The sequence below is a fragment of the Roseibium sp. LAB1 genome, from assembly GCF_054658235.1.
The window spans coordinates 673,498-693,447 of sequence record NZ_BAAGIB010000002.1 but is presented as its reverse complement, the minus strand read 5'-3'; the positions used below and the strand labels follow the sequence as shown (position 1 = coordinate 693,447).

Genomic DNA, 19,950 nt, shown 5'->3' with positions numbered 1-19,950 from the left:
ACCAAGAGGTTTTCGTGACGAAGCTGGCACTCGGACCGGAATTTCCGGAACCTGTCGACGGTCTTCCTTACCGGCCCTGCGTCGGTATCATGCTGATCAACAACAGCGGCAAGGTCTGGATCGGCAGCCGCGATGATGGCGGCAGCTCATCCAACTACGAATATTGCTGGCAGATGCCCCAAGGGGGCATCGACAAGGGAGAAGCGCCCGAACCGGCCGCCCGCCGCGAGCTTTACGAGGAAACCTCGATCAAGTCCGTGACCCTTCTGGAGGAAGCCCCGGAGTGGTTCGCCTACGACTATCCCGAAGACGTTGTCCGTGCGTCTCGCAAGGGCAAGTATCGCGGCCAGGCGCAGCGCTGGATTGCCTATCGGTTCGACGGGTCCGAAGACGAAATCAACATCCTGACCCCGCCGGATGGCCATACGGCGGAATTCAGCGACTGGCGCTGGGAAGATGCCGACCGCCTGCCCGGCCTGATCGTGCCCTTCAAGCGCCCGGTCTATGAGCGCGTCGTTGCGGCGTTTTCACATCTGACGTCTTGAGACGAAGCTCATTGAACGCTCGCTGAGCGAACCCCGGGAACCTGCTGGATTTTCCGTTCTTTTTGCCTGCGAGGAACTTCAAAGCGTCAGCATTGGAGTGCCGTTTGTCGTTTTTCAAACAGACAGGCTGAATCGGCGCGGCTAACATCCGGTCCAAAATGCGGGGTAGGCTGGAGGTTCGCCCGTGCGAACCGCGGGTCGGCTCCGCGAAGGTCAAGAGGGGAGCGCGGACGCGAAATCCAGATGCGCTCCAATAAAACGGGAGGTACGCCAATGTCTTTCGGCAAGGGGCTTTCACGCAAGCCGTCCCAGCCAAAAGGGCGTCAGTTGGAAGATGCGGCCCTGGACGACGTCCGGAACTTGCTGGGCGAGGAGCCGCGCCGGCGCGACCTGCTTATCGAACATCTGCACAAGATCCAGGACGCTTTCGGCTGTCTGGAAGCCCGGCACCTGCGGGCCCTGGCAGAAGAAATGCGCCTGTCGCAGGCGGAGGTCTATGAGGTCGCGAGCTTTTACCATCATTTCGATATCGTGCGCGAAGGCGACGCAAAACCGGCACCACTGACCGTTCGCGTCTGCGACAGTGTTGCCTGTGCGCTGAAGGGAGCGGACGCTCTGGCGGCGGCGCTTGAGACCGGTGTCGACCCGGCGAAGGTCCGCATTCAGAAAGTTCCCTGCATTGGCCGTTGTGCCGGGGCTCCGGCCGTTCAGGTCGGCAAGCATGCCATCGACAATGCCAGCGAAGTGAGCGTGCGCGCAGCCTTGTTCGAAGGCGCATCCGAACACGCGGTCCCCGACTACATCAACCTGGACGCCTATCGTAGCGGCGGTGGTTATGCCTTGCTGAACAGGGTGCGCGCTGGTGAACTGGATGCAGCGGCAATCGCGGACAAGGCCCTGGAAGCTGGTCTTCGCGGTCTTGGCGGGGCAGGGTTTCCAACCGGCACGAAATGGAAGATCGTCCACGATCTGCCAGCTCCGAAATTCCTCACCATCAACGGCGATGAAGGGGAGCCGGGCACATTCAAGGACCGTGTCCACCTTGAGCGCGACCCGCACCGGCTGCTTGAAGGTGCGCTGATCGCAGCTCATGCTATCTCTGCCGCGCGTATCTACCTCTACATGCGCGATGAATATCCGGCGGTCCTTGAGATCCTGCGGACGGAAATCGAAGCGCTACGAGAGGCCGGCATCATCACGACCATCGACATCGAACTGCGCCGCGGGGCTGGAGCCTATATTTGCGGCGAGGAAAGCGCGATGATCGAATCGATCGAGGGCAAGCGCGGCCTGCCGCGTCACCGGCCGCCTTTCATTGCCCAGGTCGGCCTGTTCGGGCGACCGACGCTCAACCACAATGTCGAGACCCTGTTCTGGATCCGGGACATCGTCGAAAAAGGACCGGAATGGTTCGCTGGCCATGGGCGCCGCGGCCACAAGGGCTATCGCTCCTTCTCTGTCTCCGGCCGCGTCAAGGAGCCCGGCGTCAAGCTGGCCCCTGCCGGGATCACCATGAACGAGCTGCTGGAAGAATTCTGCGGTGGCATGGAGGAAGGTCACGTTTTCAAGGGGTATCTGCCGGGCGGGGCTTCCGGAGGCATCTTGCCGGCCTCTCTTGCCGATGAGCCGCTCGATTTCGGTACTCTCGACAAATATGGCTGTTTCATCGGCAGCCACGCCATCGTCGTTTTCTCCGATCAGGATGACATGCGCGACGTGGCATTGAACCTGATGCGCTTTTTCAAGCACGAAAGTTGCGGCCAGTGCACGCCGTGCCGGTCCGGAACCGAGAAGATGGAACATCTGCTGGCGGCAGGTGACTGGGACGAGACGAAAATCGCGGATCTCGACGCGGTCATGCGCACTGCGTCGATCTGCGGGCTCGGTCAGGCGGCCAGCAATCCGGTCACATCGGTGCTGAAGTTTTTCCCGGAGGAGTTCGAGAAATGAGCCAGATCACTTTCTCTCTCGACGGTCGGATGGTCACCGCGGAAGACGGCGAAACCATCTGGCAGGTTGCCAAGCGTGAAGGCGTCGCCATTCCGCATCTCTGCCACAAGGATGCTCCGGGGTATCGCTCCGACGGCAATTGCCGGGCGTGTATGGTCGACATCGAGGGCGAGCGAGTGCTTGCCGCCTCCTGCATTCGCACACCCGCCGATGGCATGGTTGTGAAGACAGCCAGCGAGCGTGCGTCCAGGGCCCGCGAGATGGTGTTCGAGCTGCTGGCAGCCGACCAGCCCTCCCGCGACCACCATCCGGATCCGGAGAGCGACTTCTGGAAATGGTCCGACCGGGTCGGTGTCTCTTCCAGCCGTTTCGCCCCCTGCGCCAAACCGGCCCAGGACGTTTCCCATCCGGCTATTGCCGTCAATCTGGACGCATGTATCGCCTGCAACCTGTGCGAACGGGCCTGCCGGGAAGTGCAGGTCAACGATGTCATCGGCATGGCCGACCGGGGATCACACACGGTGCCGGTGTTCGATCTGGCGGACCCGATGGGCCTTTCCACCTGTGTTGCTTGCGGCGAATGCGTGTCCGCCTGCCCGACCGGAGCACTGATGGAAAAGAGCCTGCTGGATGCGACGTCCAGCAAACGCGAGATCTTTGCCGAAGAAACCGTCGATAGCGTCTGCCCCTTCTGCGGCGTCGGTTGCCTGACCAGCGTTTCGGTGAAGGACGGCAAGATCGTCAGCGTCGAGGGTCGGAACGGCCCGGCCAACGAAAACCGGCTCTGCGTCAAGGGCCGCTTCGGCTTCGACTATGTGTCCAGCCCGGAACGCCTGACCAAACCGCTGATCCGCCGGGACGATGCGCCCAAGCGCGGCGACATCGCCATGACGCTGGAAAATCATCTCGACTATTTCCGTGAAGCCACCTGGGAAGAAGCGCTCGACCGGGCGGCCGGAGGCCTGAAGGCTGTCTATGACGCCAAGGGCGGCCGGGGCATTGCCGGCTTCGGTTCGGCCAAGGGATCGAACGAAGAGGCCTATCTCTTCCAGAAGCTGATCCGCCAGGGCTTCCAGACCAACAATGTCGACCACTGCACGCGCCTGTGCCACGCTTCGTCCGTGGCCGCACTCATGGAAGGCATCGGTTCGGGCGCAGTGACAGCCCCCTTCAATGCCGCCGGTGATGCCGACTGCATGATTGTGATCGGCGCCCGTCCGGAACAGAACCACCCGGTGGCCGCAACCTACATCAAGCAGGCAGCCAAGAACGGTACCAAGCTGATCGTCATGGATCCGCGCGGCCAGGGGCTGATGCGGTTTGCCGACTATGGCTTGAAGTTCAAGCCGGGCACGGATGTGGCGATGTTGAACGCCATCCTCAACGTCATCATCACCGAAGGTCTGTACGACAGCCAGTACATAGCCGCCCATGTCGACGGGTTCGACGCCCTGAAGGAAAAGATCATCGACTTCACGCCGGAAGCGATGGAGCCGGTCTGCGGCATTGACGCACAAACCCTGCGGGAAGTGGCAAGGCTCTATGCCACCAGCGCCAAGTCGATCATCTTCTGGGGCATGGGCGTGTCGCAGCATGTGCACGGCACCGATAACGTTCGCTGCCTGATCGCCATGGCACTGACAACCGGCCAGATCGGCCGTCCGGGCACAGGCCTGCATCCGCTTCGCGGACAGAACAACGTGCAGGGCGCGTCCGACGCAGGGCTCATTCCGATGGTCTTCCCGGATTACCGCTCGGTCGAAAATCCGGACATCCGCGCCGAATTCGAAGATGCCTGGGGCCGCACGCTTGATCCCGTGCGCGGTCTGACCGTGGTGGAAATCATGGATGACATTCTTGCCGGCGGCATCGAGGCGATGTTCGTCCAGGGCGAGAACCCGGCGATGTCCGACCCGGACCAGACCCACGCGCGCAAGGCGCTTGCCAGTCTGAAGCATCTCGTGGTTCAGGACATTTTCCTGACCGAAACAGCCTGGCATGCGGATGTGATCCTGCCGGCGTCCGCCCATGCGGAAAAGCTCGGCACCTACACCAACACCAACCGTCAGGTCCAGATTGGCCGTCCCTGCGTGCCGATGCCCGGAGAAGCACGAGCCGACTGGCAGATCCTGATCGACATCGCCAACCGCCTTGGTCTTGACTGGACCTATGACGGTGTCCCGGAGATCTACGAGGAAATGCGTTCGCACATGAACTCGCTGAGCAACATTTCCTGGGAACGGCTGGAGCGAGACGGCACGGTCACCTATCCGGCAGATGCCCCGGACAAGCCGGGCAACGAGATCCTCTTTGGCCAGTTCTTCCCAACGGCGGACGGCCGCGGACGCATCGTACCGACCGATCTGGTGCCGCCGGACGAGTTGCCCGACGACGATTTCCCGCTGGTACTAACCACAGGCCGCATGCTGGAGCATTGGCATACCGGCGCCATGACACGGCGTGCGGAAGTGCTCAATGCCATCGAACCGGAGCCGGTTGTCTCCATGAATCCGCGCGACATCGAGCGCTCGGGTCTGGATGTCGGCCAGCAGGTGAGGGTGGAAACGCGGCGTGGGGCAATCACTTTGACCTTGCGTGCCGATCGGGACGTGTCGACGGGCATGCTTTTCATTCCATTCTGCTTCAACGAAGCACCGGCCAACTTCCTCACCAACCCGCAGCTCGACCCCTTCGGCAAGATCCCGGAGTTCAAGTTCTGCGCCGCACGGATCGGATCGGTGGCACAGCAGCAAGCGGCGGAGTGACGCCGCTTGCGAAGGATGAGACGATCATCATAAGGCAAAAAACAGGGCGGCCACCGGCCGCCCTGTTAATTTTTGCGCTCAAAAGGTCGGAGCGGTCAGTTCGCGACGATCTTGACCGCCAGAAGATCCGGCAGGGTCTGCGGTGCAGCCATCGAACCGAGGATCTGCGCCAAAGGAACAGGGTTCGGCGGTGTCAGGGTCACCTTCAATTCACCCGGATTGTTGAGGAACTTCGAGGCTGCTTCGCTGACCATCTGCGTGAAGGCCGCGTTCTGGATGGGCGCAGTCATTTCCGCTGCTTGCGCCACCAGGGCCTCCCGGAAGACGTTTTCCGGAATATTCTGGGCTTCGGCAATATGGGCGAGGCCCTTTTTGGTGAGGCCGGCATCCTTGAAGGTGAGCGACGCGTCGACGAATTGTGCAACGACAAGGGCCATCTGTCCCTGGTTTTCAGGATCCTCGAACAGGGATTTCGGAACGTTGGCAAGACGCGCAGACAATTCGGCACGGCCAAGGCCTTCGACATCCACCATCATGCGCTCCAGGCGCAGCTCCAGCGTTGCCTCATCCCAGTAGAGCCGGGTCTCGTCGGACCAGACGACTGTTTCCAGACCGAGCGCTTCCAGCAGGGCCTGGGCTTCCGGGTCATCGACGGCCGCAACGGGCACTTTCAACCCTTCGGTTTTGGCGTGGAAGCTGGTCGGGATCGGCGGCACCGTGGTGGACAGCGTCATCTCGGTCTTGCCGATTTCGGTCCGGCCGAGATTCGGAACGGTGACGTCCAGTCCCTCAAGCTCATAGGCGAACGAGCGTGGCATGAACGCGCGGGCGACGTCCATCGGATGGTCCTCGCTGAAATTCGGATCGGCCATCAGCGTGCTGATCATGGCGCGCATGGGCGTATATTCGGCAAATTCGATGTCGCCGATGGCCGCCCAGTCCAACTTGACCGACGCACCGTCCGGCAGGTCCGGGGCATCGAGACCAACCATCATCATTTCACCGATGCCGTCGGAATTGATCTCAGACATCGCCATTTCCTTGATGGCAATATCGATTGCCTTTTCAGGACCAGGCGTCGGAACAGTCACATTGATGCCGCTGATGCGGGCATCGGTGACCCCGAATGACCGGTAGAACTGGAAGACACCGGTGATCAGCTCTTCCGGCGCCGGAACCTGCTTGGCAAACAGGCCGTCGAACAGCGACAGGATATTGTTGTCGCGCTTCAGGACGGTGACCTCGTCAATCGAGGTTTTGTCGATAGTGATTTCCAGTGCGAGGCCGTCGCCGATTTCCTGGCTGGACTTGTAGTCGATCGCCGAAGCCGACCCGAGCATGACCACTTCATCGCCGGTTTCGGGAACGGCTGGGTCGAACAGATCCAAGAACGCAGCTGCGTCCATGTCCGAATAAACGGTTTTGCCCTGGCTGGTGGTCTGGTTCAGCATCTGGCCCGATCCCGGGTCCAGCGTCTGCAGGGACTGGCTCATGCTGTCGATCGTGTATTCGCCGATCCTGCCATCTTTGGCATCGGCCATGCGGTAGCCGGCGATCTGAACGGTACCCGACAGGACAAGCGAGTCCTTGCCGTCTTCAGTCTCATGGGCCTCGATGGTCATGGCCGTGTTGTCGGCCTTGACTTCATCATACGAGGTCAGCAGGGCGGCTTTCACGAACGGGAGCCAGCGGCTTACCTGATGCGCCTCGTCTTCCACCGGCACTTCCGGCATGGTGAAGCTGTAATTGGTGGCGGAAACGCCGCTCAGGCGGCCGTCAATCTTCAGCCGGCCCTTGCCGTCCGCACTGGCGGACAGAGCCATTTCCGTGTCGTCCGAATAGACCCAGCTTGCGGCGTCGAAGTTGCCATTCTCATGGCTGAGACCCGTGATGGTGACGGTACCGCTGCTGAGGGAAAGCGAATAGGTCAGGTCTGTCAGCTTTGCCGGATCGATATCCGTCGTACCGTCATTGCCCGTGATATCCGTTTCCTCGGCGGGGAGATCCTCAATCGTTCCGCTCAAGGTAATTGTACTGTCTGTGAGGGTCAGCGTGTCGCTGCCTTCATCGTAAGCGACGCTGCCATTCTCGACCTTAAGACCAAGATCCTTCAAACCTTCGACATAAGCCTCATAGGCGACCTCGCCGGTGTCCTGGGCAAAGGCGGAGCCGGAGGTCAACGCAAGTGCGGTGCCGAGCATGAGAAGCCGGGCGCGGGCCCTGGCCGGTCTGGATGAGAAAACGGAGGCAGGCTTAAAATTCAATGTCGTGGCTCCAATAAAATGATCGGAATCGAGTGGTTGGAACAAGGTCGGTGCCGATAGGGTCGGACATCTAAGTCCTCATCAAGACCTAGGCCATCCATGACTATGTACCAATCACATGACAAGGTCGAATCGGGAAATGACCGATCAGCTTTCCGTCAGAAGCCACTCGGCGCGCACGCTCTCGTCGGATTCAACGCGCAACGCCGCGGTTTTGCGCTCCTGAAAATCTTCCTGTGAAGAAAGTTGGCTGAACGCCCACACGGCGGTGCCGCGAACGAGCGCATCGGGATCGTCGAGCAGTGTCTCGATCTTCTCAAGCAACGCCGTTTCACCGGAGTTGCCGGCCGCGATCAAGACGTTGCGAAGAAACTTTCCCCGACCAATGCGTTTTACCGGCGATCCGGAAAAAAGCTTGCGGAAAGCGGCATCATCCAGAGACAGGAGGTCTGCGATCTTCGGGTTGATCAACTCTTCCCGGGCAATCAGCTTGGTCTCCCGGGCAGCTTCGGCAAACTTGTTCCAGGGGCAGGCAGCCAGGCAATCGTCGCAGCCATAGATCCGGTTGCCGATGGCTTTGCGAAACACGTCCGGAATGGGGCCGGGGTGTTCGATGGTGAGGTAGGATATGCAGCGCCTTGCATCGAGCTGATAGGGCGCGGGAAACGCGTTTGTCGGGCAGCTGTCGAGGCAGGCGCGGCAGGACCCGCAATGATCGCGCTCGCCGCCGCTTGGCGGCAGGTCGAGCGTGGTAAAGATCGACCCGAGAAAAAACCAGGACCCGAGCTCGCGCGACACCAGATTGGTGTGTTTGCCCTGCCAGCCCAGCCCGGCAGCCTCTCCAAGAGGTTTTTCCATAACCGGTGCGGTGTCGACGAACACCTTCACGTCTCCGCCGGATCGGGACACCAGGAAGCTGGCCAGTTCTTTCAGGCGCCCCTTGATGACGTCGTGATAGTCGCGGTGGCGCGCATAGACCGAAATACCGCCGGTGGTCTTGTCGGCAAGATGGGCGAGGGGATGTTCGTGCGGTGCATTGCCGGGGCCATAGTTCATCGCCAGCATGAATACAGAACGAACCTCCGGCCACAGCGCCTGTGGTGAAGACCGGCGGTCAGCGGTTTCCGCCATCCAGCCCATGCCGCCCTGATAGTCCCTGTCCAGGAACTGACGCAGGCGGTCACCAGCCTCAGGAATACTGTCGGCGGCCGCGATCTTCACGCCGTCGAAACCGAGGGCATGTGCCTTTTCCTCAAAGGCGGTCAGAAGCTTTCGGGTCTTTGGGTCCAAGGCTTTCGACTGCTCGTTGGAACAACGGACATTCAACCGGAATTGGTTGAACGCAGGAAGAATGCGTCAGAAATCGAGATCCGCATAGGTTTGTGCGGCGGGCATGCCCAGGACCTTCTCGCCCAGGAGCGGGCGCATCGACGGCCGCGATTTGACCCGTGCATACCAGCTCTTGATGTCCTCCTGGTCGCTCCAGGGCACTTCCCCCAGATAGTCGGCACACGAGAGTGCGGCCGCAAGGGCGAAATCCGCGAAGGTCAATCGGTCGCCGGCAACCCAACGGCGCGAAGCGACCAGATAGCCAAAATATTTGAGGTGGTGGTGGATGTTTGCCCGGGCAACGCGCAGGGCTGCGGAATCCGGTTCGCCGCCACCGGTGGATTTCGGCATGATCTGCTTGTAGATGCGCTCTCGCACCAGATGGCCGATGACTTCCTGATCGAACTTGCCGAGGCTCCATTCGACAAGGCGCCTGGTTTCGGCGCGGGCATCGGGATGGTCCGGCATCAGCCGGCGGTCCGCAACCGCATAACCACGAGTTTCGTCCAGATACTCCATGATCGGTCCGGCTCCGCAAATGGCGGGGCCTTCGTTTTCCACAATCACCGGCACGGTGCCAGCCGCATTCAGCATCAGGAGTGCCTGCGGTCGTTCCCAGGGGTTCACGTGGTGCTCCTCGAAGGCAGCCCCGTATTCGCTCAAAATGAGCCGGATGAACCTTGAAGATGGCGAGAACGGATGATGGTAGAGCGTGAGCATGAAGGGGTTAAGAGCCTGAACTGTGGCAAGACTACGTCGAAGCGGTTGCCGAATGCTGCAACCGCCTTAACGGAGAGTTTGCCCCGAATATGGTTATCAAGGGTTTGACGGCGTGACTTCGCTTCGTCAAATAAGCGGCGGCTTGGGAGACGCCCTGAGTCGCGAGACATACTTGGTCAGGCTGGTTTTCATCAAGCCATTTGGAGACAAGATACACAATGGACGGCCAAACGATTGTTAATGCTCTGATTTTGGGGATCGTCGAGGGGCTTACCGAGTTCATTCCCGTCTCCTCAACCGGTCATATCCTGTTGCTCGGCCATTTTCTGGGGTTCGACAGCACAGGCAAAACTTTCGAGGTATTGATCCAGCTCGGTGCCATTCTGGCAATTCTGTCGGTCTATTTCGGCCGTTTGTGGACCCTCCTGATCACCTTGCCAAGCGATCCGGCAAGCCGGCGCTTCGTGGCCGGCATCCTGATCGCCTTCCTGCCTGCCGCTGTCATCGGTGTTCTGCTGCACAGTTTCATCAAGGAAGTGCTGTTCGAGACGCCGTCGCTGATCTGCACGACACTGCTGCTCGGTGGCATCATCCTGTTGTGGATCGACCGCCTGCCGCTGAAGCCGCGCTACACCAATGTGATGGACTATCCGCTGTCGCTCTGTCTGAAGATCGGCTTTTGCCAGTGCCTTGCCATGGTTCCCGGGGTTTCGCGGTCCGGTGCAACCATTGCCGGTGCGCTGCTGATGGGCACGGACAAGCGTTCGGCGGCAGAATTCTCGTTCTTTCTGGCAATGCCGACCATGGCCGGTGCCTTTGCCTACGATCTTTACAAGAACCGCAACGTGCTCTCCATGGATGATGCCATGCTCATCGGCATCGGCTTCGTGGCGTCCTTCATCGCGGGTGTCTTCGTGGTCAAGGGCCTGCTCGACTTCGTCTCCAAACACGGCTTCGCGCCCTTCGCCTGGTGGCGCATCTTCGTCGGTCTTGCCGGTTTCGCCGGACTTTATTTCCTGGGCTGAGGCTGGTTTTCAAAGGCCAACCGAGTTCCCTGACATCATTCCGGGCAAGCGCAGCAATGACTGCGCGCCGATCCGGAAACCAGAGATCCTGCGCGCGAAGGCCGGCAAATTTCCTTCAAGTGCAGTCTGCTCCGCTCACGTTGACGCTGCTGGGTTCCGGATCTGCGCGCGACTGCACCGGCCGTGTCCGGATTGACAGAGCGCGGGGGACGCCTTGCCTCAAGCCGAACGGCCGAGCTGCCTGTTAGCGGTGTAGATCCCCGCCAGTGCCTCCAGCTCATCTGCCAGCTCGCGGCGAAGGGTCTCCGGGCCGACAAGTTCCGCCCCCGGGCCCAGCCAGCGCACAAGCGGCAGGATCCGGGCGCGTTCCGTCGACGGGATACTGACCAAAATCCTTCCGTCACCGGCAGGGGTGAAGACCGCATGGCGGTAGTACCAGTCGGCGCTCAGTTTTTTCGCCTGGGAAGGAGTGATCAGGATTTCAGCGATCTGCTCTTCCTGTTCCCACCGGCGCATGGCCTGGGACAGCCAGGCACCGCCAAGCAGGCTTTTGATCGAAAAGGTCTTGTCGGGACGGAAAAACAGCCCGCTGATTTCCAGATCCCGCACCCGGTCGGCCCGGTAGACCTTCAGCGTGTCGGTGTCGACGCAGCGCCCCGCCAGGTACCAGAGGTCCCTGTCGAACATCACGCCATAGGGTTCGACATCATGGGCCTTCACGGTCCTTCGTGCGGGATTGACGTGCTCGAAACGGACCCGCTTGCCGTCCAGGATCCCGGACATGAAGCCGTCCAGCGCCTTTTGCCAGTCGCCGGTCGGTTCCGCCTTGGTTCCCGAATGAAAGATGTCGGGCGGGATCGGTTCGATGCCGACGATCCTGTCCGCCTCCTTCAGGAGGCCGTGAACCGTTTTGGGAAGGGACGCCAGCAGCTTCTTTTCCGCCGACGTGAGGTCATCTGCCAGGGGAACGGTGCGGCTGGAGCGCACAAGTGCCATCGCAGCGAGCAGAGCCGCTGTCTCATTGCGGGTGAGGGCCACAGGCGGCTGAAGATAACCACTGGCGAGCCGGTAGCCTCCTTCCGCACCTCGCTCCGCATCCACCGGCACACCCAGCGCGATCAGCCGGTCAATGTCGCGATAGATCGTTCGAAGCGACACGTGGAACCGTTCGGCAAGCACGGTTGCCGGGACAAGCTTGCCGCCGGTCAGCAGGAGAAGGATGCCGAGTGCGCGTTCAATCGGGTTCATGGAAAATCGGGCTCTGCGAGGTCGGAACAAAAAAAATCATAACCTGAGAACAGAACGGGATCAAACATGACTCACTGCTGTCAGGATTGATTTGTCATTCTCATCTCGTCCCCAGGAAGGAACGGGCGTTCAGCCCATAGGAGAAGTGAGATGAGCCTTGAGATCGACACCATTTTCCGCAGCCGCGCAAACAGCCGCAGTGTTCTGTTTTCTGCCCTTCGTGTTTGTGCCGCAGAGTTCCGGAATTATCTTCGCCGCCGGGAAACTAACCGCGCGCTTTCTCGCCTGAGCGAGAGCGAACTGAAGGATATCGGCCTGCAGCGCACGGAGCTTGGCTACAACGAGTTGCACGACGACCGCTTCAAGTTGGGGCCGCGGCGTGGATAAACACTTCCGGCGGCTGGCAAGTTCTCCTGTCAGCCGCCGGCCCCGCGCATCAATGCCTTTATCTCCGGCTTGTTCCAGGCAAAGAACATGACCACGAGCGCGGTGAGCGCCGCGATGATCACGCCGTAGAAGGGCAGATCCAGATCGAGCCCGATCAATTCCCCACCCAGCAGCGAGATGACGCCGGCCACGAGTGTGAATACGGCGATGGTGACACCCATGACCCACCCCTGTTCCTTGTCGCTGACCGCCGCCGAATAAAGCCCGAGAAAGGTCGGGTAGGCGATGCCGAAGGCAAAGTAGAAGCAGAAGACGGGGATATAGGTCATCAGTGCATTGGGCGACGCGACGAAGGCCGCCGCTGACAGTGCCCACACAGTGAAGGTCATGCCCAGGATAGCTTCCTTGCTGAACCGCTTTTGCGCAGGCACCACCAGAAAGGTGCTGGAAAAGGCGAGGGCGATACCGATGGTCAGCATCACCATCGATCCGCCGAGCGTGCCGTAGCCGAACCGGCTGGTCAGGTAGTTGTCGACGAAGATGTAGAACGACAGGTTGGCTATGTGGAAGAAGAAGAACACCGCTGTCAGCCGCATCACCGTCGGGTATTTCCGGATACGCCACAAGAGTTCGAGGATTTCCGAAGGCCGGAACACGAATTTTTGCCGCTCCGCCTCGGCATCGTGCGCATCACGAAACGACAGAAGCACGAGCAGGATCGCGATCAGCACCAGCCCGAAACAGGCGTAGAAGGGCAGCCTGATGCTGGCAAGAGCGCCGAGCAGGATCGGATCTGACAGGAGACCTCCCAAAAGCGGGCCGCCAACCAGCCCGAAGCTGACGCCGGTGATGATGTAGCCCATGTTGCGGTTGCGGTCTTCGTCGTCGGTGCTGCCGTCGATCATCGCAGCCTGGGCTATCGGCTGGTTGCCGGCAGTCAGTCCGGTAATCGCCCGGCCGAGGATCAGCAGCGCGAAGCTGTTGAGATGAAGCGCGACGATGGTCAGCGCGTAGCCGCCGAGTGCACCGAAAAGGCAGATCAGAATGGCGTTCTTGCGGCCGATGACATCCGACAGCCTGGAGATGTAGGGCGCACCAAAGAACCAGCACAAGAAGAAGACGCCGATGATGAGGCCGTAATCGAAATGGCGCATCGCGTCGCTGGTGGCTTTGGGCAGCATTGATGTCGACGGTTCCATCACCAGGGAATTGATGATCGGAAACACCAGGCCCTGGCCGAGCAGGTCGACAAAGACAACAAAAAGCAAGGTGACCTTGGCAAGAAATGACATCTGCGCCTCCCGTCACTTGACGTTAGGTGAAGGAACGGGATGGGGCAACGAAAAGCTGTGGTGGGCAGCACCTGGCGGACAGGCGCACCCCGCCTGACGCCGGGCGAGTGTCTTGCCAAGCAAAACGGGCCCCGAAGGGCCCGTCGAAGAAGTCTTGTGCAGAAAAGCTTACGCCGGCCGGTGGGCGTCGTACTGGCCGTGCTCGCGGTAGCGGTTCAGATAGGTCGGCAGGAGCGTCGCCAGCGTTGACGGGCGAATGCCGATGCCTTCCAGGGTCCGTCCGTCGGCTTTTGCTGCCTCGGACACCACGTTGTCGGTTTTCAGAAGCTCGACCTGGTCGGCCGTGAACGGCGCATAGGGGAAGAGCTGCAGCACCTTGCCCATGGCGGACGCAACCGGGAAAGGCAGCGGCAGCAGCACGCGGTTGCGCCGGGTAACGTCCAGAACGTCTTCCAAGCACGCCCTGAAGCTTTTCACTTCAGGTCCGCCGAGTTCGTAGGTGGTGCCGCCGGCAAGCTGACCATCGACAGCGCGGGCGACAGCTTCGGCGACATCGCAGACATAGACCGGCTGGAATTTCGAACCTCCGCCACCAAGCAGCGGCAGCACCGGCGAGAACCGGGCCATATCGGCAAACTTGTTGAAGAATTCGTCTTCCGGACCGAACACGATGGACGGCCGAAGGATCACGCTTCCGGGCAGGGTTTCCAGAACACCGGCTTCGCCGACAGCTTTGGACCGGGCGTAGGCCGACGTGCTGTGTGCGTCTGCGCCGATGGCGGACACATGCGTGATTCGATCGAGCCCGGCGGCGCGTGCGGCTTCCGCGATGGCGCGCGGGCCAAAGCCTTGCACCGCGTCGAAACTCTGTTTCCCGCTTGGCGCCAGGATGCCGACGGCATTGACCACTGCATCGGCACCGATCACGGCCCGGTCGATCGACCAGCGATAGCGCAGATTTGCCTGCACCGGCATGATCTGGCCAACGGCGCCAAGCGGCTGCAGGTGAGTTGCCAGATCGGGACGGCGGACGGCCGCGCGCACGCGATAACCGCGCCGGGCGAGGGCCTGAACGATATGACGACCGAGAAAACCCGATCCGCCGAAAACCGTAACGAGTTTGCCGTTAAGTGCTGTGGACATCCTGAAAATGCCTTCTGTCGCGTCCAAAAGGAGAGGCGGCCTGGAATTTGGCCGGCCCGGTCTGGGAGTTTCTTAGCCCTTTGCTGCGGGTCTGTGAAGGGCTGGTTGTGAATGAATAAAAAAAGTCACACAGAGTGATTGACAAGCCCCGGAACCACCCTTACAAGCCCCCCTCACAGCCCAGGTGGCGGAATTGGTAGACGCACTAGCTTCAGGTGCTAGCGCTCGCAAGGGCGTGGAGGTTCGAGTCCTCTCCTGGGCACCAAATTCCGGTTTTGGACACACTACCAAGGTCCGAAACAATCTAAAAAAGCTCCGGTTCGCCGGGGCTTTTTTTGTTTCCGGCGTCCGATGTCGTCCGGTGGGGTTTGTTGGTATCCGGCGCATTTGTTGGTACCATTTCCCTGAAAAGACCAACAGGCTTGGGATTCGTGTTGGTCTTTCCGGAAATGCGAGACCAACAATGCCGCTTACCGATGCCCAGATTCGCCGGCTGAAAGCGCCGGAAAAAGAGAAAAAGCTGAGCGATAGCGAAGGCTTGTATCTCCTGCTGAAGCCATCGGGTGGTCGATTGTGGCGCATGGCCTACAGGTTCGCCGGAAAGCAGAAGGCCTTGGCGCTGGGCCAGTATCCGCATGTTGGTCTCCTGGAGGCCCGGCGTAAAAGGGATGCTGCAAAGGCTCTGCTTGCCAGGGGACTCGATCCGTCCCAGGAAGCGAAGGCGGAGAAGGCTGAGGCTGCGCTTTCGAACGGGAACACGTTCAACCTCATTGCCGACGAACTTCTCGAGAAGATGGAACGGGAAGGCCTGGCCAAAACCACGCTGACCAAGCGGCGCTGGCTGCTGGACATGGCGAGGGCAGATCTCGGCAAGCGCCCGATCAGGGACATAACGGCATCTGAGATCCTTGTCCCTTTGAGGAAAGTGGAGGCGCTGGGCAACTACGAAACGGCCCGCCGGCTGCGCGCGACTGTCGGTCAAGTGTTTCGCTATGCGATCGCAACGGCGCGTGCAGAGAACGACCCGACCTTCGGTCTCAAGGGTGCGCTGACGACACCCAAGGTGGTTCACAGGGCGGCCATCACCGACTGGCAGCGCCTGGCAGGCCTCATTCGCTGCATCTGGGACTACGAAGGCTCCTACGAGACCCGCGCCGCGCTCAAGCTGATGGCGCTTCTCTATCCGCGGCCCGGTGAGCTGAGGCTCGCCGACTGGACCGAGTTCGATCTCGCAAAGGCCACCTGGACGATCCCCGCGCCACGAACCAAGGTGCGCCGGGAACACAAAAAGCCCCTGCCAGCCGCAGCAGTCGAAATCCTTCAGGACTTGCATAAGCTGACCGGCCACCGGCCGCTCGTCTTCCCGTCCGTTTCATCTCCCAAGCGCCCCATCAGCGAAAACACCATGAACGCCGCTCTAAGGAGGATGGGCTTCACCAAGGATGAAATGACCTCGCATGGTTTCCGGGCGACGGCGTCGACCTTGCTCAACGAAAGCGGCAAGTGGAACCCGGATGCCATCGAGGCAGAGCTCGGGCACGTGGGGGCAGATGAAGTGCGAAGGGCCTATCACCGTGCTGCCTACTGGGAAGAGCGTGTACTGATGGGGGAGTGGTGGGAAAGAGAGCTTCTCGCCAAGCTGACGCCATAAACGGAAAGGGCTTGAGATGACTGATTACGAGGAATACGCGTCACTTGAGTATTGGTTTATCGAGGAAGCGGCGCAGCTCTGTTTCTATCCGGATCCAATCGACCATGACTACGAAAGTTATGATTACCTTCCAGAAGGGCTACCCGAGGAATGTCCTGAAGAAGTCAAGCGCATGTACGATAGGATGAAGCGTGCCATCAAGACCAGAGTTTTACGTGCCAAAGAGAAGACGGATGACCACGGCAGCTACAGACTTGTAGTTGAGCCAATGGACTTCTTTTCCTGGTGTGATGTCGAGAAGGTCGAGCTTCCATCTGAATTTGTTGAGGCGGTCCATTCTTATTTTGATAGGAGAGTGCAAAATCGAATCGATGTGTCAGGCTCAGAAGAAGCACCAGAAACCGGCGGCCGGCGCCAAAAGTATGATTGGGAGCTGTTTCACATCGAAATTATTCGCGTCGCGAGTGGAATTAACGATTTGCCGTCTAATCAATCCGACTTAATTAGGCACATGCAATCCTGGTATGCCGATCGTAATGAGGAAGAGCCAGCATTTAGCACTCTAAAGTCGAAAGTATCTAGAATTTACAAATATTTAGAAACGGATAAAAAGTCCAAGAGCTGAGTTATTATCCCTTTCTGGCTTATTAGCCTTTCAGGATCTGACAGTTGGTAACCGTCATTAACGGACGGAGACAAATCATGTCAGACCGATTCGAACTTCCCCAGACCGGTTTCCTCCGGTTGAAATCCATTATCGCTCCCAATGGGCCTATCCCGGTCAGCAAGTCGACCTGGTGGGCAGGCGTCAAGGACGGACGGTTTCCGCCGCCCGTTAAGCTAGGTGAGCGCATCACCGTTTGGCGTGTCGAGGACATCCGTGATCTTCTGGATAACGGGGTCGTCAGAGATGACCGGTAAGCGTCCAAGCGGACGCCGGATCAAGATCCATCGGACGTACACAGTGGACGAAGTCTCGCGGCTGCTGGGTGTCGCCAAGATCACTGTCAGGCGCTGGTTGAAGGAGGGGCTGCCTTGCCTTGATGACCAGCGTCCTGTCCTGATCCTCGGGCAAGACCTCAAGACTTTCCTGAAGAACCGGCGCACTCAAAAGCAGAAATGCCGCATTGATGAATGCTTCTGCTTGTCATGCAAGGTGCCACGAAAACCTGCTTTCAATGAAGTCGAATTTCATCCAATGGGTCCGAGCGGAGGCAATATTCGAGCGCTTTGTGGGCACTGTTCGAATGTGATGCACAAACGCGTCTCACAGGATGGATTGAACGCTTTGAAGCCGATTTTGACAGTGACGGAAGTGCAGGCGGAAAGACGCCTAAGAGATGGCAATGCCCCTTGCACACATGATCACTTCGAAAAGGAGCCAGAAACCCATGCGTAAGCGCAATCCCAAAAATGAACGGGTCAAGCGTCGCTATCTGACCTATCTGGAAGACGCCAGTCGTCAGTCAAAGAAAACCACAGACCAGGTGGCTGCCTCGCTCTTTCAGTTTGAGAACTCGTCCGGCTTCAAGGATTTTGCAGCCTTTCATATCGAACAGGCTCGCAAGTTCAAACGGGATATGGAAGGCTTCAAGAGCCCAAGGAGCGGGAAGCCCTTGGCCAAGGCAACGATGAAGTCTCGCCTCGCTCATGTGAAGGCGTTCTTCCAATGGCTGGCCAGGGAGCCGGGATACAAATCCAAGATCCGCTACTCGGATTGTGACTATTTCAATCTCTCGGCCAATGACACGCGCATCGCTACTGGAACCCGGGAGCAACCAGTCCCAAGCGCTGAGCAGATCCGTCACGTGCTCAATTCCATGAAAACAGAAACCGACATCGAAAAACGTAACCGAGCTTTGATCGCTTTCACCTTCCTGACGGGTGCGAGGGACGATGCAATTGCATCGCTGTCGCTCAAACATGTTGATCTGGAAAACCGGAAGATCTTTCAGGATGCACGTGTCGTGCGGACAAAGAACCGAAAGACGATCACATCCTGGTTCTTTCCGGTCGGAGAGGCGGTTGAGGAAATCGTCCGCGATTGGGTTCGCTTCCTCCTCCATGAGAAACTTTTTGGTCCGGACGACCCGGTTTTTTCTTCTACCAAGCTAGGACAAAGGAATGATCACCGCTTCGTGGCCGTCGGAATATCGCGAAAACATTGGGGTACTACCGGGCCCATCCGCAAGATTTTCAAGGAGGCATTCGCAGGCGCTAGGCTGCCATATTTCAAACCACACAGCTTTCGAAGTACGCTTGCCCAGATTGGCGAGAGGGTGTGCAAGACACCTGAAGAGTTCAAAGCCTGGAGCCAGAATTTGGGTCATGAGAAGGTGATGACGTCCTTTACAAGCTACGGCGCCGTTCCGAGCCACAGACAGGCGGAGATTATCCATTCCATAGCGCAGAGGTCTGATGCCGCAGCAACTGCGGCGGCCAACGAACCTGACGAAGCCACTATCCAGAGGGTAGTAGACCATCTCAGGAAAAAATCTGGCTTCTAATCACACTGTCGTATCGTGGGGATGAACTAAAATAAGTGCCTGCCTAAGTGTTGCTCTTGATACAAGCAGGGGTTTGCAATGATTCTTTCACCAGTTGCCTTATCGAAACGCTATTTGGCTTTGCGTTAGTTTTGCTTGTGGTGCGTGGTCGCCGAGAATGTGTTCTAATTCAGCGATTACCTTGGTGCCGGCGCGAGGACCGACTATCACCTCTAGCTCGTCCAGCGCCGTAGGGTCCAATGGGACAAACAAAGCTTCAGTTTCAACTGGAAAATTAGCGAAGTCTAAAGTTACCTCATTGAAGTAGCGGTCGTCTGGGAACTGTGTCTCGGTTGACACCGCCGCAATTTTGAAGCGCCATTCTTCCTCATATGCCCAGTACGTACTCTTTACCATGCCCAGATCGTATGGAGTAAAATGTGCTTTTCCACCCGTGCGATGGACCAACTTTCGATTCCGATACTTTGGATCATTGCTGTAACAGATTTTGTTCGGTCCTATAATACAGCGACCGTTCGTGCCCAACGCTGGTTCCTTGCGCGCAATGCTAAATTGACCGTCGAAGGAGGAGAACGCTCCGCCTTTCTCGAACACCTTCGGCGTCTCGCGCCCTGCAAACATGTTGATTGGCAGTCCGATCCGCACGCCTTCGAAATGAGCGCCATACATTGACCACATCGGAATACGTTCGACCTTGTCTGCAGACCAGCAGGACACAAAAACCGAAGTTGCTGCCAAGGGGACGTCAGCAGAGGTTGCTTCCTCTGGATCGTTCATTGTATCGAGCCGCGAAAAGCGCAGGCTACGGCTTGCAAGTATCTTTCCTAGGGAATCGATCGAAGTGTACTGAAAGAGCGTCGTCGGTAGCGCCTTGACGCCCATGATATCAAACATGAAATCGTCGGTGTAAAAGCTTTCCGGATCATCAGTCATCGTTTCCACTTTCCCGCGCCGACCGCGTGTGATGTAGCAACTAGAGAATGTTAATCGAGTGACGGATACCACCAAAAATGAAGACTGCCACGCATGCGTGTATCAATTTGCAATGCCTTCCATGTTGCAACTAGAGTTGCATCCTCGATTGCAGCACGAGAACCAGTGGCGGGACGTGATGGAGGCAAAAA

At 58.9% G+C, this 19,950-nt stretch carries 17 protein-coding genes and 1 tRNA gene; 11 read left to right on the top strand and 7 right to left on the bottom strand.

The genetic code is table 11. From position 1 onward, the window contains the following. The first annotated feature begins 14 nt into the window (after nucleotides 1–14). The 3 genes from ACYQ54_RS13105 to fdhF all read left to right on the top strand — a co-directional run bounded on the left by ACYQ54_RS13105 (nucleotide 15) and on the right by fdhF (nucleotide 5,260). Entirely contained in the window at nucleotides 15–545 is a 531-nt protein-coding gene (locus tag ACYQ54_RS13105; RefSeq protein ID WP_460082924.1) for an RNA pyrophosphohydrolase, read from the top strand. 273 nt (nucleotides 546–818) lie between these two features. Next, a complete protein-coding gene (locus ACYQ54_RS13100; protein ID WP_460082922.1) occupies nucleotides 819–2,495 on the top strand; it encodes an NAD(P)H-dependent oxidoreductase subunit E in 1,677 nt (558 codons plus the stop codon). Continuing rightward, complete coding sequence (gene fdhF, locus ACYQ54_RS13095; RefSeq protein ID WP_460082919.1) at nucleotides 2,492–5,260, top strand: formate dehydrogenase subunit alpha; 2,769 nt, start codon at nucleotides 2,492–2,494, stop codon at nucleotides 5,258–5,260. Before ACYQ54_RS13100 ends, fdhF begins: the two co-directional genes overlap by 4 nt. Before the next feature lie 95 nt (nucleotides 5,261–5,355). Here fdhF and ACYQ54_RS13090 read toward each other — a convergent pair whose 3' ends face one another. The 3 genes from ACYQ54_RS13090 to ACYQ54_RS13080 form a co-directional block, all read right to left on the bottom strand. Further along, nucleotides 5,356–7,524, bottom strand: a complete 2,169-nt coding sequence (locus ACYQ54_RS13090; RefSeq protein WP_460082917.1) for a hypothetical protein — start codon at nucleotides 7,522–7,524, stop codon at nucleotides 5,356–5,358. A 147-nt stretch (nucleotides 7,525–7,671) separates the two neighbouring features. Then, nucleotides 7,672–8,814, bottom strand: a complete 1,143-nt coding sequence (gene queG / locus ACYQ54_RS13085) for a tRNA epoxyqueuosine(34) reductase QueG (protein WP_460082916.1) — start codon at nucleotides 8,812–8,814, stop codon at nucleotides 7,672–7,674. Nucleotides 8,815–8,880: 66 nt separating this feature from the next. After that, on the bottom strand, nucleotides 8,881–9,573 hold the full coding sequence (locus tag ACYQ54_RS13080; RefSeq protein WP_460082913.1) for a glutathione S-transferase family protein: 693 nt from the start codon (nucleotides 9,571–9,573) through the stop codon (nucleotides 8,881–8,883). A 218-nt stretch (nucleotides 9,574–9,791) separates the two neighbouring features. Between ACYQ54_RS13080 and ACYQ54_RS13075 the strand changes: the two genes are divergently transcribed. Continuing rightward, nucleotides 9,792–10,598 (top strand): undecaprenyl-diphosphate phosphatase, encoded by an 807-nt coding sequence (locus tag ACYQ54_RS13075; protein ID WP_460082911.1) that lies wholly within the window; start codon nucleotides 9,792–9,794, stop codon nucleotides 10,596–10,598. A gap of 219 nt (nucleotides 10,599–10,817) precedes the next feature. Here the strand turns inward: ACYQ54_RS13075 and ACYQ54_RS13070 are convergent, their stop codons facing one another. Beyond that, the gene (locus ACYQ54_RS13070) at nucleotides 10,818–11,846 is read right to left on the bottom strand and encodes a helix-turn-helix transcriptional regulator (protein ID WP_460082909.1); all 1,029 of its coding nucleotides are present in this window, start codon (nucleotides 11,844–11,846) and stop codon (nucleotides 10,818–10,820) included. Between the two features lie 150 nt (nucleotides 11,847–11,996). Here ACYQ54_RS13070 and ACYQ54_RS13065 point away from each other — a divergent pair, with 150 nt between their 5' ends. Beyond that, nucleotides 11,997–12,233: a DUF1127 domain-containing protein gene (locus ACYQ54_RS13065; protein ID WP_460082907.1), complete on the top strand. Its 237-nt coding sequence runs from the start codon at nucleotides 11,997–11,999 to the stop codon at nucleotides 12,231–12,233. A 29-nt stretch (nucleotides 12,234–12,262) separates the two neighbouring features. On the opposite strand, the gene ACYQ54_RS13060 is transcribed toward ACYQ54_RS13065, so the two are convergent. Both ACYQ54_RS13060 and ACYQ54_RS13055 read right to left on the bottom strand, forming a co-directional pair. Beyond that, complete coding sequence (locus ACYQ54_RS13060) at nucleotides 12,263–13,525, bottom strand: MFS transporter (RefSeq protein WP_460082906.1); 1,263 nt, start codon at nucleotides 13,523–13,525, stop codon at nucleotides 12,263–12,265. A 168-nt stretch (nucleotides 13,526–13,693) separates the two neighbouring features. Continuing rightward, nucleotides 13,694–14,668: a complex I NDUFA9 subunit family protein gene (locus ACYQ54_RS13055; RefSeq protein ID WP_460082904.1), complete on the bottom strand. Its 975-nt coding sequence runs from the start codon at nucleotides 14,666–14,668 to the stop codon at nucleotides 13,694–13,696. Between the two features lie 178 nt (nucleotides 14,669–14,846). Between ACYQ54_RS13055 and ACYQ54_RS13050 the strand changes: the two genes are divergently transcribed. From ACYQ54_RS13050 to ACYQ54_RS13025, 6 genes are all read left to right on the top strand, one after another. Next, nucleotides 14,847–14,933 (top strand) — tRNA-Leu (locus ACYQ54_RS13050). Nucleotides 14,934–15,131: 198 nt separating this feature from the next. Continuing rightward, on the top strand, nucleotides 15,132–16,319 hold the full coding sequence (locus ACYQ54_RS13045; protein WP_460082901.1) for a tyrosine-type recombinase/integrase: 1,188 nt from the start codon (nucleotides 15,132–15,134) through the stop codon (nucleotides 16,317–16,319). 16 nt (nucleotides 16,320–16,335) lie between these two features. Next, nucleotides 16,336–16,944, top strand: a complete 609-nt coding sequence (locus ACYQ54_RS13040; RefSeq protein ID WP_460082899.1) for a hypothetical protein — start codon at nucleotides 16,336–16,338, stop codon at nucleotides 16,942–16,944. A 77-nt stretch (nucleotides 16,945–17,021) separates the two neighbouring features. Further along, a complete protein-coding gene (locus ACYQ54_RS13035) occupies nucleotides 17,022–17,240 on the top strand; it encodes a helix-turn-helix transcriptional regulator (protein ID WP_460082898.1) in 219 nt (72 codons plus the stop codon). A 43-nt stretch (nucleotides 17,241–17,283) separates the two neighbouring features. Further along, nucleotides 17,284–17,718, top strand: a complete 435-nt coding sequence (locus ACYQ54_RS13030; RefSeq protein ID WP_460082896.1) for a helix-turn-helix domain-containing protein — start codon at nucleotides 17,284–17,286, stop codon at nucleotides 17,716–17,718. Further along, nucleotides 17,711–18,826 carry a tyrosine-type recombinase/integrase gene (locus ACYQ54_RS13025; protein WP_460082895.1) on the top strand — a complete coding sequence of 372 codons (1,116 nt, stop codon included), beginning with the start codon at nucleotides 17,711–17,713 and terminating at the stop codon, nucleotides 18,824–18,826. The genes ACYQ54_RS13030 and ACYQ54_RS13025 overlap by 8 nt, the downstream gene beginning before the upstream one ends. 99 nt (nucleotides 18,827–18,925) lie before the next feature. On the opposite strand, the gene ACYQ54_RS13020 is transcribed toward ACYQ54_RS13025, so the two are convergent. Beyond that, nucleotides 18,926–19,759, bottom strand: a complete 834-nt coding sequence (locus ACYQ54_RS13020; RefSeq protein WP_460082893.1) for a DUF2971 domain-containing protein — start codon at nucleotides 19,757–19,759, stop codon at nucleotides 18,926–18,928. Nucleotides 19,760–19,950: the final 191 nt, after the last annotated feature.

Coding starts and splice junctions, on each gene's coding strand:
- ACYQ54_RS13065 (WP_460082907.1), top strand. CDS start 11,997: ATGAGCCTTGAGATCGACACCATTTTCCGCAGCCGCGCAAACAGCCGC.
- ACYQ54_RS13025 (WP_460082895.1), top strand. CDS start 17,711: ATGCGTAAGCGCAATCCCAAAAATGAACGGGTCAAGCGTCGCTATCTG.
- ACYQ54_RS13045 (WP_460082901.1), top strand. CDS start 15,132: ATGCCGCTTACCGATGCCCAGATTCGCCGGCTGAAAGCGCCGGAAAAA.
- ACYQ54_RS13100 (WP_460082922.1), top strand. CDS start 819: ATGTCTTTCGGCAAGGGGCTTTCACGCAAGCCGTCCCAGCCAAAAGGG.
- fdhF (WP_460082919.1), top strand. CDS start 2,492: ATGAGCCAGATCACTTTCTCTCTCGACGGTCGGATGGTCACCGCGGAA.
- ACYQ54_RS13040 (WP_460082899.1), top strand. CDS start 16,336: ATGACTGATTACGAGGAATACGCGTCACTTGAGTATTGGTTTATCGAG.
- ACYQ54_RS13075 (WP_460082911.1), top strand. CDS start 9,792: ATGGACGGCCAAACGATTGTTAATGCTCTGATTTTGGGGATCGTCGAG.
- ACYQ54_RS13035 (WP_460082898.1), top strand. CDS start 17,022: ATGTCAGACCGATTCGAACTTCCCCAGACCGGTTTCCTCCGGTTGAAA.
- ACYQ54_RS13060 (WP_460082906.1), bottom strand. CDS start 13,525: ATGTCATTTCTTGCCAAGGTCACCTTGCTTTTTGTTGTCTTTGTCGAC.
- ACYQ54_RS13020 (WP_460082893.1), bottom strand. CDS start 19,759: ATGACTGATGATCCGGAAAGCTTTTACACCGACGATTTCATGTTTGAT.
- ACYQ54_RS13070 (WP_460082909.1), bottom strand. CDS start 11,846: ATGAACCCGATTGAACGCGCACTCGGCATCCTTCTCCTGCTGACCGGC.
- ACYQ54_RS13080 (WP_460082913.1), bottom strand. CDS start 9,573: ATGCTCACGCTCTACCATCATCCGTTCTCGCCATCTTCAAGGTTCATC.
- ACYQ54_RS13055 (WP_460082904.1), bottom strand. CDS start 14,668: ATGTCCACAGCACTTAACGGCAAACTCGTTACGGTTTTCGGCGGATCG.